This is a genomic window from Sodalis glossinidius str. 'morsitans' (assembly GCF_000010085.1).
GTDB classification, from domain to species: domain Bacteria; phylum Pseudomonadota; class Gammaproteobacteria; order Enterobacterales; family Enterobacteriaceae; genus Sodalis; species Sodalis glossinidius.
This window is the reverse complement of sequence record NC_007712.1, coordinates 1,337,643-1,352,262: the sequence shown is the minus strand read 5'-3', so window position 1 is coordinate 1,352,262 and position 14,620 is coordinate 1,337,643. Positions and strand designations below refer to the sequence as shown.

Annotated in this window: 16 protein-coding genes, 3 pseudogenes and 1 riboswitch; of the genes and pseudogenes, 9 read left to right on the top strand and 10 right to left on the bottom strand. The window is 53.9% G+C overall.

Annotated features, from left to right (window positions below; translation table 11 throughout):
• Nucleotides 1-7 precede the first annotated feature (7 nt).
• The 8 genes from mrdA to lipA all read left to right on the top strand — a co-directional run bounded on the left by mrdA (nt 8) and on the right by lipA (nt 7,211).
• Nucleotides 8-1,912: a peptidoglycan DD-transpeptidase MrdA gene (mrdA, locus tag SGP1_RS07035; protein WP_011410660.1), complete on the top strand. Its 1,905-nt coding sequence runs from the start codon at nt 8-10 to the stop codon at nt 1,910-1,912.
• A 6-nt stretch (nt 1,913-1,918) separates the two neighbouring features.
• Complete coding sequence (gene mrdB, locus SGP1_RS07030) at nt 1,919-3,031, top strand: peptidoglycan glycosyltransferase MrdB (protein ID WP_011410659.1); 1,113 nt, start codon at nt 1,919-1,921, stop codon at nt 3,029-3,031.
• Nucleotides 3,032-3,167: 136 nt separating this feature from the next.
• Nucleotides 3,168-3,350 (top strand): hypothetical protein, encoded by a 183-nt coding sequence (locus tag SGP1_RS35605; RefSeq protein WP_158302352.1) that lies wholly within the window; start codon nt 3,168-3,170, stop codon nt 3,348-3,350.
• On the top strand, nt 3,347-3,583 hold the full coding sequence (locus SGP1_RS36215) for an SPOR domain-containing protein (protein WP_041866739.1): 237 nt from the start codon (nt 3,347-3,349) through the stop codon (nt 3,581-3,583). Before SGP1_RS35605 ends, SGP1_RS36215 begins: the two co-directional genes overlap by 4 nt.
• Nucleotides 3,584-3,787: 204 nt before the next feature.
• Complete coding sequence (gene dacA / locus SGP1_RS07015; protein WP_011410658.1) at nt 3,788-4,999, top strand: D-alanyl-D-alanine carboxypeptidase DacA; 1,212 nt, start codon at nt 3,788-3,790, stop codon at nt 4,997-4,999.
• A 130-nt stretch (nt 5,000-5,129) separates the two neighbouring features.
• The gene (ybeD, locus tag SGP1_RS07010) at nt 5,130-5,393 is read left to right on the top strand and encodes a DUF493 family protein YbeD (RefSeq protein ID WP_011410657.1); all 264 of its coding nucleotides are present in this window, start codon (nt 5,130-5,132) and stop codon (nt 5,391-5,393) included.
• Nucleotides 5,394-5,470: 77 nt separating this feature from the next.
• Nucleotides 5,471-6,067: a lipoyl(octanoyl) transferase LipB gene (gene lipB / locus SGP1_RS07005; RefSeq protein ID WP_424141157.1), complete on the top strand. Its 597-nt coding sequence runs from the start codon at nt 5,471-5,473 to the stop codon at nt 6,065-6,067.
• A gap of 178 nt (nt 6,068-6,245) precedes the next feature.
• Nucleotides 6,246-7,211, top strand: coding sequence for a lipoyl synthase (lipA, locus tag SGP1_RS07000; RefSeq protein ID WP_011410655.1), 966 nt, complete (start codon nt 6,246-6,248; stop codon nt 7,209-7,211).
• Nucleotides 7,212-7,273: 62 nt separating this feature from the next.
• Here the strand turns inward: lipA and tatE are convergent, their stop codons facing one another.
• Nucleotides 7,274-7,474: a twin-arginine translocase subunit TatE gene (gene tatE / locus SGP1_RS06995; RefSeq protein ID WP_041866738.1), complete on the bottom strand. Its 201-nt coding sequence runs from the start codon at nt 7,472-7,474 to the stop codon at nt 7,274-7,276.
• Nucleotides 7,475-7,643: 169 nt separating this feature from the next.
• Nucleotides 7,644-7,707: riboswitch (Fluoride riboswitch) on the top strand.
• Nucleotides 7,708-7,782: 75 nt separating this feature from the next.
• Here tatE and crcB point away from each other — a divergent pair.
• Nucleotides 7,783-8,180 (top strand): annotated as a pseudogene (gene crcB / locus SGP1_RS06990) (fluoride efflux transporter CrcB).
• A 210-nt stretch (nt 8,181-8,390) separates the two neighbouring features.
• On the opposite strand, the pseudogene SGP1_RS06985 reads toward crcB, so the two are convergent.
• The 9 genes and pseudogenes from SGP1_RS06985 to SGP1_RS32935 form a co-directional block, all read right to left on the bottom strand.
• Nucleotides 8,391-9,157 (bottom strand): annotated as a pseudogene (locus tag SGP1_RS06985) (DNA adenine methylase).
• A gap of 462 nt (nt 9,158-9,619) precedes the next feature.
• Nucleotides 9,620-10,592, bottom strand: a pseudogene (locus SGP1_RS06980) (IS110 family transposase).
• A gap of 347 nt (nt 10,593-10,939) precedes the next feature.
• Nucleotides 10,940-11,515 carry a phage baseplate protein gene (locus SGP1_RS23630; protein WP_050747484.1) on the bottom strand — a complete coding sequence of 192 codons (576 nt, stop codon included), beginning with the start codon at nt 11,513-11,515 and terminating at the stop codon, nt 10,940-10,942.
• Between the two features lie 33 nt (nt 11,516-11,548).
• Entirely contained in the window at nt 11,549-11,902 is a 354-nt protein-coding gene (locus SGP1_RS25530) for a tail fiber assembly protein (RefSeq protein ID WP_050747483.1), read from the bottom strand.
• Between the two features lie 208 nt (nt 11,903-12,110).
• Complete coding sequence (locus tag SGP1_RS06965) at nt 12,111-12,317, bottom strand: hypothetical protein (RefSeq protein ID WP_041866737.1); 207 nt, start codon at nt 12,315-12,317, stop codon at nt 12,111-12,113.
• Between the two features lie 195 nt (nt 12,318-12,512).
• The gene (locus SGP1_RS06960; RefSeq protein WP_041866736.1) at nt 12,513-12,986 is read right to left on the bottom strand and encodes a hypothetical protein; all 474 of its coding nucleotides are present in this window, start codon (nt 12,984-12,986) and stop codon (nt 12,513-12,515) included.
• Complete coding sequence (locus tag SGP1_RS06955) at nt 12,983-13,378, bottom strand: putative phage tail protein (protein WP_243466264.1); 396 nt, start codon at nt 13,376-13,378, stop codon at nt 12,983-12,985. Before SGP1_RS06955 ends, SGP1_RS06960 begins: the two co-directional genes overlap by 4 nt.
• A 16-nt stretch (nt 13,379-13,394) precedes the next feature.
• The gene (locus tag SGP1_RS06950; RefSeq protein ID WP_243466193.1) at nt 13,395-14,168 is read right to left on the bottom strand and encodes a baseplate J/gp47 family protein; all 774 of its coding nucleotides are present in this window, start codon (nt 14,166-14,168) and stop codon (nt 13,395-13,397) included.
• The gene (locus tag SGP1_RS32935; RefSeq protein WP_243466192.1) at nt 14,117-14,434 is read right to left on the bottom strand and encodes a hypothetical protein; all 318 of its coding nucleotides are present in this window, start codon (nt 14,432-14,434) and stop codon (nt 14,117-14,119) included. Before SGP1_RS32935 ends, SGP1_RS06950 begins: the two co-directional genes overlap by 52 nt.
• Nucleotides 14,435-14,620: the final 186 nt, after the last annotated feature.

Sequence of the window (14,620 nt, the reverse complement as noted above, 5' to 3'; positions counted from 1 at the left end):
CCGCTGAATGAAAATAGAACGTAACCCCTTTCGCGACTATTCAGCCGAGTCGGCGCTATTTGTGCGTCGCGCACTAGTGGCGTTCGCCGGCATATTGCTGCTGAGCGGCGTCCTCATCGTCAATCTGTACCATTTGCAAATTACCCGCTTCGAGGATTACCGCACGCGCTCCAATGAAAACCGCATCAAGCTGGTGCCTATCACGCCGAGCCGCGGCATTATCTACGATCGCAACGGCACGCCCCTGGCGCTGAACCGCACCATCTATCAGTTGGAACTGGTACCGGAAAAGGTAGACAATTTAGCGCAGACGATTGCCGACATGCGACCGATTGTCGATTTGACCGATGATGATATTGCCAATTTTGAAAAAGAGCGTAAACGCTCCCGCCGTTTTACATCGCTTCCACTTAAAGTCGGTTTGACCGACGTGCAGCAGGCCCGTTTCGCCGTCAACCAGTACCGCTTTCCCGGCGTCGAAGTGAAGGGCTACCAGCGTCGCTATTATCCCTACGGCTCTGCACTCACCCACGTCATAGGCTATGTGTCGAAAATCAACGACCGCGACGTGGAACGTCTGGATAAAGAAGGGATCCTGCCGAACTATGCCGCGACGCACGATATCGGGAAATTGGGTATCGAACGCTACTATGAAAGTGCGCTGCACGGTAAAACCGGTTACGAAGAAGTGGAAGTCAACAACCGCGGCCGGGTGATCCGTCAGCTGCACGAGCAGCCGCCCCAGGCGGGGAAGGATATTACCCTGACGTTGGATCTGAGCCTGCAACAATATATCGAGAAGCTGCTGGCCGGCAGCCGCGCCTCGGTGGTCGTGGTGGATCCCCGTGACGGCGGCATCCGCGCGCTGGTATCCAACCCGAGCTACGATCCCAACCTGTTTGTCGACGGTATCTCCAGCAAGGAATACCACGCGCTGCTGGAAGATGAAAACCGCCCGCTTATCAATCGCGCCACCCAAGGCGTCTATCCGCCCGCCTCCACTGTAAAACCCTATATTTCGGTGTCGGCGCTCACGCTTGGCGTCATTAATAAAAATTTCTCCTTGTTCGATCCGGGATGGTGGCAATTGCCCGGCTCGGAGAAACGTTACCGCGACTGGAAACGCTGGGGGCACGGCCGGTTGAACGTCACCCGGGCGCTGGAGGAGTCGGCGGACACCTTTTTCTATCAGGTAGCGTATGACATGGGCATTGACCGGCTTTCCGAATGGATGACCAAATTTGGCTACGGCCAGTATACCGGTATCGATCTGTCCGAAGAGCGCGCCGGCGTGATGCCGACCCGCGAGTGGAAAGTCGCACGCTTTAAAAAACCCTGGTACCAGGGGGATACCATTCCGGTCGGGATCGGCCAGGGTTACTGGACCGCCACGCCGCTGCAGATGTCCAAGGCGCTGATGACGCTGATTAACGACGGAGCGGTGAGGACGCCGCATCTGCTCTCCGGCACGCGGGAAAACGGCCGCCAGGTTCCCTACCGTCAGCCGGAGCATGTGCAAATCGGAGACCCACATTCCGGCTTCTGGGAAATAGCCAAAGACGGCATGTATGGCGTCGCCAACCGGCCAAACGGCACGGCGCGCAAGAGTTTTGCCGACGCGCCTTACAAGGCGGCCGCCAAATCCGGTACAGCTCAGGTGTATGGTCTGAAGGCCAACGAAACCTATAATGCCCACAAAATCGCCGAACGCCTGCGCGACCATAAACTGATGACCGCCTTCGCCCCCTATGATAAACCGACGGTGGGCGTAGTGGTCATTCTGGAAAACGGCGGCGTTGGACCGGCAGTGGGAACGATTACCCGCCAGATTCTGGATCATATCCTTCTGGGCAATAACACCACAGACTTACCCGCGGAGCCGCCCGCCCCGCCCGGCAGCGAGAGTGATTAACCCATCATGACTGATAATCCGCAACAAACTTCCCTGTGGAACAAGCTGCACATTGATGTGATGCTGCTGTTTTTCGTTACGCTGCTGCTGGTGTACAGTGCCCTGGTGGTGTGGAGCGCCAGCGGCCAGGATGTCGGTATGATGGAGCGTAAGATTGCCCAGATAGTGATGGGTCTACTGGTGATGCTGGTGATGGCGCAGGTGCCGCCTCGCGTCTATGAGGCCTGGGCACCGTATCTGTATATCTTCTGCGTGTTTCTGCTGGTGCTGGTGGACGCCTTTGGCCAGATCAGTAAAGGTGCGCAACGCTGGCTGGATCTGGGCATTATCCGCTTCCAGCCTTCGGAAATCGCCAAAATCGCCGTGCCGCTGATGGTCGCGCGTTTTATCAACCGCGACAGTTGCCCGCCGTCGCTGAAAAATACCACTATCGCGCTGGTGCTGATTTTTGTGCCCACGCTGCTGGTGGCGGTTCAGCCCGATTTGGGCACCGCTATCCTTATTGCCGCCTCTGGCCTGTTCGTGCTGTTCCTGTCGGGAATGAGCTGGAAACTGATCGCCATCGCCGCGCTGCTGGTGGCGGCGTTTATCCCCGTGCTATGGTTCTTTTTGATGCATGATTATCAGCGGGATCGGGTGATGATGCTGCTCGATCCTGAAACCGATCCCCTGGGCGCCGGCTATCATATCATCCAGTCGAAAATCGCCATCGGCTCCGGCGGCCTGTCGGGAAAAGGCTGGCTGCACGGCACCCAGTCACAGCTGGAATTCTTACCGGAACGCCATACCGACTTTATTTTTGCCGTGCTGGGTGAGGAGCTGGGGCTTATCGGCGTGTTGGTGCTGCTGGCGCTTTATCTTGGCTTAATCATCCGCGGTCTGGTGATCGCCGCGCGGGCGCAGAACACCTTCGGCCGGGTAATGGCCGGCGGTTTGATGCTGATTTTGTTCGTTTACGTGTTCGTGAATATCGGTATGGTTAGTGGTATCTTACCAGTGGTTGGCGTGCCGCTGCCGTTGGTAAGCTACGGCGGTTCGGCGCTCATCGTGTTAATGGCGGGGTTTGGTATCGTCATGTCGATACATACTCATCGAAAAATGTTGTCCAAAAGTTTATAGAGGTGAGCAATGCAGAAGCTTAGATGCGTTATCGGCATGATGGGGTTGCTACTCGGCGCCTGTTCTACCCAGCAAGAGACGCAGCCGTCGGCGCCGGCAGCAGGCCTATACCGGGCCGGTGGTGGAGATCAGCGGTGTGGAACCACACTATGAGCCCTATAATCCGGGCAATATGCAAGATTACACGGTCAACGGCAAACGCTATAGCATCGTGAAAAACCCGCAAACGGAGGCAATACCGGCGGTAACGGCGCGCTGCTCACGTCCGGCACTGGCGCAACCGCGGCCTCCCAGGAAGGCGGGGCCGAGAGCGCAATGACCGGCACACAACAGGACGCAACGCTGCTCACCAGCCCCAGTCAGCCGCCGCGGTTTCCTGGGCGCGTGGTGGAAACACAGCCCGCCGAACCTGCTGTGCCGGGCAGAGTGGCGGCCAGCGGCAATTTATACCGCGTGCAATTGGGCCCGTTCCAAAGCCGTCAGCAGGCGCAAGCCTTGGTGCAGCGGTTGCAAAGCGAAGCGCAACAGTCTGCCTTTATTGCCGCGCAGTAGCGGCCGTAATGCCTTTTTGGCCAGTGCGCCGTTTCCTGGCGACGCCGGCCGTTTGTCAACGTGCCCACGCCCCGTGTAAACCCCTGAAACAAAATTATTTGCCTTAGCCGCACGCGGTGCCGTTTTGCCTGATGCCGCCTTTTTTGACATCTGGTATAGTGTGGCACGATTTTAACTTACCCCTACGGATGCCGTTGTCCTGACATGAAAAATGTAACTACACCTCTCTTATTCAGTCGGTTAGCCTTAAGTACCGTTTTGGTGATGGGCGTTGTTTCCACAAGCTTTGCCGATGATGTCAATCTGAAGACCATGATTCCGGGCGTACCGCAGATCGACGCCGAATCCTATATCCTCATCGATTACAATTCCGGTAAAGTGCTGACGGAAATGAACGCCGACGTGCGCCGCGATCCCGCCAGCCTGACCAAAATGATGACCAGTTACGTCATCGGCCAAGCGATCAAATCCGGCAAAATCACCCCGAATGATGTGGTTACGGTCAACAAAGATGCCTGGGCCACCGGCAATCCGGTTTTCAAAGGCTCCTCGCTGATGTTTTTGAAGCCCGGCGACCGGGTACCCGTGTCACAGCTGAACCGCGGTATCATTCTCCAATCGGGTAATGACGCCTGCGTGGCAATGGCGGACTACGTCGCCGGCAGCCAGGACGCGTTTGTGGGGTTGATGAACAATTATGTCGGCGCCCTTGGGCTGCAAAACACCCATTTTGAAACCGTGCATGGCCTGGATGCCCCCGGACAGTTCAGCTCCGCCCGTGACATGGCGATGATCGGTAAAGCGCTGATCCGCGACGTACCGGACGAGTACGCCACCTATAAAGAAAAAGAATTCACCTTCAACAACATTCGCCAGATGAACCGTAACGGCCTGTTATGGGACAGCAATCTGAACGTCGACGGCATCAAAACCGGCCATACCGAATCTGCGGGCTATAATCTGGTGGCCTCGGCGACCGAAGGCCAGATGCGGCTGATTTCAGCGGTGCTCGGCGGACATTCAATGAAAGGCCGGGAAAACGAAAGCCGCAAGCTGATGACCTGGGGTTTCCGCTTCTTTGAAACCGTCGCGCCGCTGAAAGCCGGCAAAGAGTTCGCCGCCGAGCCGGTGTGGTTTGGCGATACCGACAGCGTTAAACTGGGCGTGGACAGCGATGCCTATCTGACCATCCCGCGCGGCCGGATGAAGGATTTGAAGGCCAGCTATGTGCTGGACAATCAGGAATTGCATGCGCCGCTGGCGAAAAATCAGCGGGTAGGCACCATCAATTTTCAGCTGGACGGCAAAACCATTGAACAGCGCCCGCTGGTGGTGCTGAATGAAGTGAAAGAAGGCAACTTCTTCAGCCGCATCGTCGATCATGTCAAGCTGATGTTCCACCATTGGTTCGGTTAATCCCTTCATCCCTTGTCAGGGGCGAATCAGCACCCCTATAATACCCCTATTGTTTCTGCTCCCGCCGCGGCGGGAGCGCCTGCCGTCTGTTGTTACTACGGCAGGCTTACGCCGGTCACCGGGAGCCCTTATGAAAACTAAACTCAATGAATTGCTCGAATTCCCCTGCCCTTTTACCTATAAGGTGATGGGCATCGCCCAACCGGAGTTGGTCGATCAGGTGGTGGAAGTTGTGCAGCGCCATGCCCCGGGCGATTATTCCCCCCAGGTTAAACCCAGCAGCAAGGGAAACTACCATTCTGTTTCCATTACCATTACTGCTACCCACATCGAGCAGGTAGAAACGCTGTACGAAGAGCTGGGTAAAATCGATATTGTGCGTATGGTGCTGTAAGCCGGGAGATAAACGTGTCAGAGAGCCTGGTTATCCGCCAGCTTGGCCTGCAGCCCTATGAGCGGGTCTCGTTTGCGATGCACCGCTTCACCGATGCGCGTAGCACCGCCAGCGCTGATGAAATTTGGCTGGTACAGCATCCGCAGGTCTTTACTCAAGGTCAGGCCGGTAAAGCCGAGCACCTGCTGCAGCCAGGTGCTATCCCGGTGGTACAAAGCGATCGCGGCGGTCAGGTGACCTTCCACGGTCCGGGCCAGCAGGTAATGTATGTCCTGCTGGACCTGCGTCGTCGCCGGCTGGGCGTGCGTTCTCTTGTCACCCTGCTGGAGCAAACGATCGTCGCCACCCTGGCGTGCTTTTCAATTAGCGCCCATGCCCGCACCGACGCGCCGGGCGTCTACATCGGTGCCGATAAGATCTGCTCGCTCGGTTTACGTATCCGCAAAGGCTGCTCATTCCACGGCCTGGCGCTGAACGTTGCCATGGATCTCTCGCCCTTTTTGCGTATCAATCCCTGCGGCTATGCCGGCCTGCGCATGACGCAGGTGAGCGATTTAGCCCCCGGCACCGGCATCGACGACGTCGCGCCGGTATTACTTGCAGAATGCCTGCGGCTGATGAAGGCCTCCGCTGGTGAGATTCAAGGCTGGGATCCGGCGTATTATGGCACCTGAGCCGCGGCAGACGGGCTGCACGGGTAGGTATTGGCCTTCAGGCCACGTTTTGCATTCACCCGCTGTGAACAACATGTTATAATTTTTAAAATTTTTTTGATATTCGCCAAAAATTCACGCAACAGACTGATTTATCTGCTTTTCAGGCTGTCGACTTCTGGACTGGACCTGCACCATTATGAGTAAACCGATACAGATGGAACGCGGCGTTAAATACCGTGACGCTGATAAAATGGCGTTAATCCCTATCAAAACCGTCGCGGTGGAACGTCAGGAAATTTTGCGCAAGCCCTCCTGGATGAAAATCAAATTGCCCGCCGACTCGACCCGTATTCAGGGCATCAAGGTGGCAATGCGTAAAAACGGCCTGCACTCGGTGTGCGAGGAAGCCTCCTGCCCTAATTTGGCGGAATGCTTTAACCACGGCACCGCCACCTTTATGATTCTGGGGGCCATCTGCACCCGGCGTTGCCCTTTCTGCGATGTCGCGCACGGCCGTCCCGTCACCCCGGATGCCAACGAGCCGGAGAAACTGGCGCAAACCATCGCCGACATGGGGCTGCGCTACGTCGTGGTCACCTCTGTCGATCGCGACGACCTGCGCGATGGCGGCGCCCAGCATTTCGCCGACTGTATCAGTGCCATCCGCGCCAAAAATCCTAACATCCGCATCGAGACGCTGGTGCCCGACTTCCGAGGTCGTATGGATCGCGCGCTGGAAATCATTAACGCGGCGCCGCCCGATGTCTTTAACCATAATTTGGAAAACGTGCCGCGTCTGTATCGTCAGGTGCGTCCCGGCGCCGACTATCATTGGTCGCTCAAGCTGCTGGAAAACTTCAAAGTCGCCAATCCGCAGTTGCCGACCAAATCCGGTTTGATGGTGGGATTGGGCGAAACCAACGCCGAAATCGTTGATGTGATGCGCGACCTGTGTCGTCATGGCGTCACCATGTTGACGCTGGGCCAGTATTTGCAGCCCAGCCGCCATCACCTGCCCGTTAAGCGCTATGTCAGTCCGCAAGAATTTGATGAGATGAAACAAGAAGCGTTGGCGATGGGCTTCACCCACGCCGCCTGCGGGCCCTTCGTACGCTCGTCCTACCACGCGGATTTGCAGGCTAAAGGGATAGAAGTCAAATAATCTCCCGGCGGGCGGGCAAAAAAAGCGGACGCCTCAGGTGTCCGCCTTTTTGCCGCGATGCATTATTCTTTGCGATCGGCGATGCGCGCTGCATCATCAGCCTGGGTCTGCTGCGCCGGCACTGAATCGTCATTCATGGCTTTTTTGAAGCCTTTGATGGCCGCACCCAAGTCGCCGCCCAGCGAGCGCAGCTTCTTGGTGCCGAACAACAGCACAATCAGGGCGCCGACGACTAACAATTTGGTAATGCTTAAACCTTCCATAACCACCTTCCGGTTTTACGCTGACTGATAATTACAGCGGTGAATGAATATACCCTGTCTTGTACCGCTAATGCGGTTGCAATACAAGCGATATATGTAACAGGTTGCCACCCGTTACGCCTGTTGCGTCGCGCCCTCTCAGCTGTCCCGCGCCAAAAAATCTGATATACTTTCCCCAGGAGATGAAATTACTCTTTATAACCGCCGCTCTGGCTGATGATGTCTACGTTCATCCGCAGGTATTAGGGAACGTGGCGTCACGTTTTCCTTTCCGGGGTTTTTACCCACTCTTATTGTGAAAGGTTGTTATGTTTGCCTTATTTTCGGCTGTCTTCATCGGCGGCGGTATCGGTAGTGTCCTGCGCTGGTATGTTAGCGTCAAATTAATCCATTCGGTTCTGCCCTTCCCCGCCGGCACGCTGCTTGTCAATTTGGTGGGGGCATTTATCATCGGCTTAGCGCTTGTGCTCTTCCCGCGCATGCCGCAGCTGGATCCCGCCTGGAAGTTACTGCTCACATCACCACCGGTTTTTGCGGCGGTTTGACCACATTCTCCACCTTTTCCGCTGAAGCCGTGGCCTTGATGGCCGGCGGGCAGTTGGTCTGGGATGTGGGTAATATCCTGCTGAATCTGCTGGGTTCGCTGCTGATGACGGCGGTGGCGATCGGCTTGGTGAATTGGCTGACGCCACCCTTGCCCCTTTAACCTTGACGGCTCGGGCTGCGGCCGAAGTTGCCTACGCATAGGACTTCGCGCTGCAAAATCGGGCCGTGCTCGGTCTTCAGGTGGCGAAAACCTGCTGCCCTTATGTAGCGATGTAATAAATTCTGGACTAATTTGCAATCAATTCTGGACTCCCATAAACCCTAAAAAATGGCCATTTTGGACAATCCAGAATTGTTTGCAAAAAGAAAATCAGGCGAAATTGCGAATGATCAACTCGCATCTACTATGACGGTTGTTGCCTAATGAGTATTTTAGGTCAACAACGTCGATATGAGGGTTTTTGAAGATACTCCTCATTTCCAGGATATCATTAACTGAAATAACCATTCTTCCTGCTATTGAATGAGCCAGGCTATCAATGATGCCATATTGTTTTAGGCCAAACGCCACGCTATAGCCTTGAGTCTTCCAGAGGTGGATCAAGGTAGAACAATGTGTGTTGCCTATCATATTTTTCAATACAAGTTTGCCACCCAAGATGCTCTATGGTTGCCTGAGATAAACGTAGATGAGCCTGAGATAGCTGTTCTTCTATTCTTAAGGAGGTTCAATGCCTGTGATCGCACAGCGGAAGTACCAAAGTTCTACCCGCTCACTTTGCCACCAAATGTGAGTTGCTGGAGATAGTAAAACCGTGCGGCTCGCTGTATATCGGTCAGCGTTTATGGCGGTGTTTCTTTTAGCCAATCAAACAGCTGCCTGCTGCTTAAAGCCCACTTAAACTGACGTATAAATTCCTCCAAGCGGTACTTAACCACCCGATAGAGGTTTATCAAATCGCCATTGATATCGTTCAGCACTGCGACTTTGGATGGTTCCTTGCTGAAAAACAGCGCCGCTCCCCCACAAAATGGTTCAACGTAGCATTTGTGCTCAGGAAAGCACGATAGAATACGTTTAGCCAGCCGCCGCTTTCCTCCCATCCAAGGTACGATTGGTGTACTCATTAATGCAATACTCATGCGTTACTATAATTTTTGCCGATCAACAATCAGAAATTGATCGTCAAAGCAATTATTGCTACGCCTGTAACATGTAGATACCGTCGGAAACGTAGGGGTAAATGCAGTGGATTCGCATCCTGATCGATCTCACCATGGTAGTAACTATGTTTGGAAAGAAGAAAACGGGGTATCATTAGCGCGCAGTAGCCGAAACGGCCATGCACCGCATCAAAACAACCCTAGAGAACAATCTGAGACTATGGATCTAGGGCCTGTTTAGATTTAGCTGTTCTGATGGATTTTTGTTCACAATTAGAACAAAAAATAAACTTTTTCCTTATGGATATCTTGAATTAAGTAATTTATTTACTGGATTTCTGATTACTTTAAAAGCAATATTTATTTAAAATTCAAAGAAACATGCTGATCATCAACAGGCCCTAGGGAGAGAAGCAACTGTCTTGAACGATAAAATTATAGAGAAACGTGATGGTACGATTCATCCCACTCTTCGTTCTTTCTGAGCATCGTGTTCAGGATAGTCAGAAGTTTACGCATACAGGCAACCAGCGCGACTTTTTTGGCTTTTCCCGCTGCAAGCAGCCGCGTATAAAATGCTTTTATCACCGGATTAAAGCGGGTTGCGACAAGTGCGGCGATATAAAGCGCTGTTCGGACTCCGCCCCTTCCGCCAAAGATGGTTCGCCGGCCCCGCATGGTACCCGAGTCCCGGTTTATGGGAGCAACGCCTACAAGCGCGCTGATGGCTCGTCTCGAGAGGCTACCCAGGTCGGAAACCTCCGCCAGCAACGCTGCAACCGTCATCGTACCAACCCCTTTAATACTGCTCAGTCTGGCAGCCAGCTCTTTGAAGTGGTTCCTGATGTGGTTGTTCATATCTTCATCGATTCTGGCAAGCTCATCTTCCAGCGCTTTGATGATGATATTGATACTTTTCCTGCTCTGTGGATGAACGGGATAAAGACGGTTACGCTCAGCAATCAACATCGCTGTTAGCTGGCGTCGGCGCACTACCATCGCAGCAAGAACCTGACGCTCCGCATCCAGCATGGCACGGATAAAGCGTTCCCGCCCTGGATGTCGATTAGTGACCTCCGCCATTTGTGCAAGCACCCGTGCATTAATACGGTCCGTTTTTGCCAGATAGCCCATAGTGCGGGCAAAGTCACGAGCCTGTCTGGGATTGACCACCGCGACGTCAAAGCCTTCAGCCTGAAACAAGCAGGCCACGGCAGCTTCAAGTCCACCAGTGGCCTCTATCAGAACCAACACCACCGGATACTTTCTCAGTTCATCAGTAATAGCATCAAAACCGTCCGTCAGAGTCATTACTGACCGTAAACTGAGCAATATCACTGCTGGCAGCAATGTCCAGTGTCGCTTTAGAAACATCAATTCCCACAAAAAGTGGATTTGGCAGACTCATTATTACCCATCCTTGCAAATACGTTATGGAGTACGGACAACTGTTCGGGTTTCAGATGAGTGGCTCAGTATAGGCGTCATTAGCTTCTCTACAGGCTATAAACCCTGGGATGAATCAGACTACATACACCTTGCCAAATCTATTCGTAACTATGCTAACTAAATTTCAAGATACAAGAGATGGCGAGAATCAAGGTGCTTAACCTGACAACCCGGTTAGGAATGCTGTACAATGCCTACATTACATAACAATTGCTCCACCAAGCCAGGCGAACTCTTATTGTCAGTTTTCATTTATTCAATAAGGACTAAATGAACATGAGATAATAAATGCCATCTATGTTACTGTTACACTACTAATCCAGTATTTATATTTGTTATATTGGGTTTTGCTAGAGAGTTGTGGGTATGCTCACCACTATCACTCATCCGCCTGGAGCCATGATCAAAGCTGCATGTACTACCGTTAAAGGTATGAGCATGTGGCGGTGAGTTTTCCATGGTCAGTTTTACGGTATCAGAGCCGCCCGTGCTTTTTACATCACTACCATCTTTTTTAGCCAGCCGGATAGTCCTATTTTCACCAATATAGTCCCATTTCGTCCCTGGAAATAACGTGTTTGGATCTTTATTTTCGGCAAACCAGACAACCACGCCCACGGGATAAACGCTGCTGACCGCGTGAGATAATGAGGCGGCGGCAATAGCCTTAATCGCCGCCAGTAACTGTGCCGACCGGCTGCCATTGAGCTTCATGCCCACCTCAGCCAGAATATTCTTATGCTCCGTCTGGGTATCAATCATCACCCCCTGCATGGCATTCAGCCATTTGGCGTACACCACAGTCCCCTCGGCACTGGTAGACGGGTCACCATCGTGAAACAGGCCATCTGTGGTCTCGACAGATGAAATAATATCTTTCATTTGTTTTTTTCCTCGTGATTAAACACATTACGTCTATGCAGGGTATTTCGGTGTTTTAGGCAAGTAGATATCCGGCGCAGCGCTGATATCCACGCGGTTAAGCAGTACACTGTAGGTCTCCCACTCTGTTAGCACTGCTTTTTCTTTATCCGTTGATATACCCAGTCGAACAGCACGTGCCAGTGGGGCTATTTTGTTCTCAGCCTGTCGCTGCTTTTCTTCTTTCAGCATGGCTGCCGCTTCGTGGTATTCTTCAGCACTGTAAATTCGCGGCTGGATTTTTCCGTCTCGATACATCCACTCCCCTTCAATGAGAGTATCCTTGTCGACCGTCTGCAAAATGCTCGCATTAACCTCGGTGACGGACAGATCAATGGGGACCAGCATGTGCCCGCCATTTTGATTAATCCGTTTTTCTCGATATACGCTATTTTTAATGTCCCTGGTGAAAAAAGTTTTTGAGCGTCGTACCAGTCATTGCCGTTTTCGTCTTTCAAAAACAGTTTGGTGTAGAGGCCAAATTTCTTAAATACCACTGAATTTTCATCGGGTTTGTAGCGCTTAAAATTTCTTAATGTTTGCATGGCATTTTTCTTTAATCGTTAACAACACTGACCCAGGTATCACCAACCAATAATTGAAAATAGCGAACGGCGAATTCGGTAGTGGTAATATAAGCATTTGCCTTAACGCCGACACCACCATCGCCAAAAGTGTGGCGATCATAGCCTATGCCGCCTGTCCAGGCGATGCCTGTCAGGCGGCCTTTCGTGACGAAGGTCCTGTGAAGATGGCCGCTCAATGTCCCGCCCTAAATGGGACCCGCCACATCACCGTTTTCGTGGAAAGTCAAGGTTTTACCGCCCCATGAGATGGTGACATTGCCGCCAAATGTCGCTCCACCGCCAGCGTGAAACTCACCGGTGTTATGAAACTCAAATGCCCCATCTCGTCCCCCTGACCAGACATGAAACCTCAGGGAGGCGGATTGGCCTATCTACTCCCAGAAATAGATATCACTGCCCTGAGCACCTTCTCCCTGAAAGCGAAGTCTTTGCGTATTACGGACATTATTTGCCTTGTCATGAATGATGCCCGATTTCACCAGATAATCCTGCGCGTTTTGTGCCCGTTCAACGATATCTTTCAGCCCCAGATTGGCCACGAACGCCGTTTTATGCGGGATATCCGCACCGTTGTTTCGCTTAAGCAGGCTCTGGCTGCTATTCTCTTCCTGCAATTGTTGAATCAGCCCCTTGATAGCCTCGGCCAGCTGGTTGTTTTGTGCCAGGTTGGGCTGCATTCCGGCGGCCGCCAGAATATTTTTCTGCTCGGTCTGTGTATCGATGACCGCACCCTGCATGGCGTTCAGCCATTGGGCGTAGACCACGGTGCCCCTGACGTCGCCGGCCGGGTCGCCGTCATGAAACAGTCCGTCCTCGCTGTCAATCGGCGCGATAATGTCCTTCATGGGCGCGTCTTCTCCCTAGTTAAAAACTCCTGGGTGCGCGCGGGTTTCAGGTCCTTAAACAGGCCTTCAATCAGGTTCTGGCCAAAGGTCAACAGCTTTTCCCCGGCCACCGAGCTGCCAGCGAGGAACGGCTCCGGCTCGTCAATGGTGACGCGGTAACCCAGCGATTTGGCGAGATTAATAAAGTATGTCCGGCTCAGGCCGCCGGTGGCGTTAATCCTGGCAAGTACCTGCTGGCAGCGCTGCTGTAGCGTCATGCTGCTGTCGGGGGAAAGACTTAACATTCGCTCCCAATCGGCCAGCAGCCCCACAGCCATAAAGGGCGTAATACCGTCTGCCACTTCGCCTGCGCGGATTTCCAGCTGTGCCAGGCTCTTCCCTTCGGCCTGCAGTTCGACACCGAGTCGCTCACCGGTCAGCGCATAGCTTTTCGGTGGCAGCAGGGCACTGAGCAGCTGCGCGTATCCATTGCACGGTCTGTTTGTTCACCACCGGCACTACATTGGTTTTCGGGGCAAGCAACTGGTAGTCCACCACGCCGACCACCTCCGATATCAGTGCCCCCAGCTGGGTTCTGACCGCCACTTCTCCGGGCACCAGACGGTTAAAGTAGTCGGTGAGCGCGCTCGTAATCTGTTTGCGCGCCGCGTCAAGCGTCAGGTTGCTCAGGCTGACCCGGGACGTGATATCAGCTTTCACCACCTCGGGGGCCAGTACCAGGCAGTCTTTCACAGTGACCGGGCGCATCTCGTCAAGGTAGCGCTGCACGGCCTTAATCGTCTCAGGCGAGGGTAAGTCATTATGGGTGACTATCACCACATCCACCGTACCGTAGCCCCGGCGCAGCGGGTAAACATAGGCTTCGGTGACGCCGGGCAGGGACACCGCCCAGCGATGGTAATCGTATTGATTGCCGCCCGCAGGCGAACGGCGTATCACCTCCAGCAGACGTGCCAGCAGGGCGGCGTCGGATTCGGCCTCACTGCCGCCGACCATACGGGTAAGTGTCACCTTGCTGTCAACACCCTCAGGTGCCATCAGCAGCGTCCCCGGCTTATTGTCCGCCAGATTGCCCTGGGTACCGCTTTCGAGTGCTCGCGCGGGCAAGGTCAGGCTGCCGGTTGCGTCTATCATGCCCGGCGCGGTGGTCTGGTAGCGCTGACGGTGGCCTGTGGGACGCAATTGCAGCCGGCCGGGGTGGCCGATTTCGGCGTGAGGTTGCGTGTGCGGGCGTGCATCACCAGATAGTCATGGTCGGCGGTGTCCGGAAACATCTGCCGCACTATCCACATCTGGTGCTGGTACAGCCCCTGCAGCGCACTGGCAATGGCGTTCGCACGCACCGCGTAGTCACTGTCGGGGCCGGTATCGGCGTCCGGCAACTGGTTGCGGATATCACGCAAGAGCGTATCGGCAATCTCGGTATGGGTGGGGGTGCTGTGCGCCATGTGGATATCCCGTTTAAATGACCTTTACCAGTTGGGTAAAGGTCTGCAAATTGCCGTTGGCGGCCTCGACATCGATATGCAGCCGCAGGTCGCCCTGTGCCGGACGGCTGACCCTGATATCAATACGACGGGCGCGGTTATCAGCCAGCAGCGGTTGCAGTGCCTGCTCGGCATATTATTGAGCCA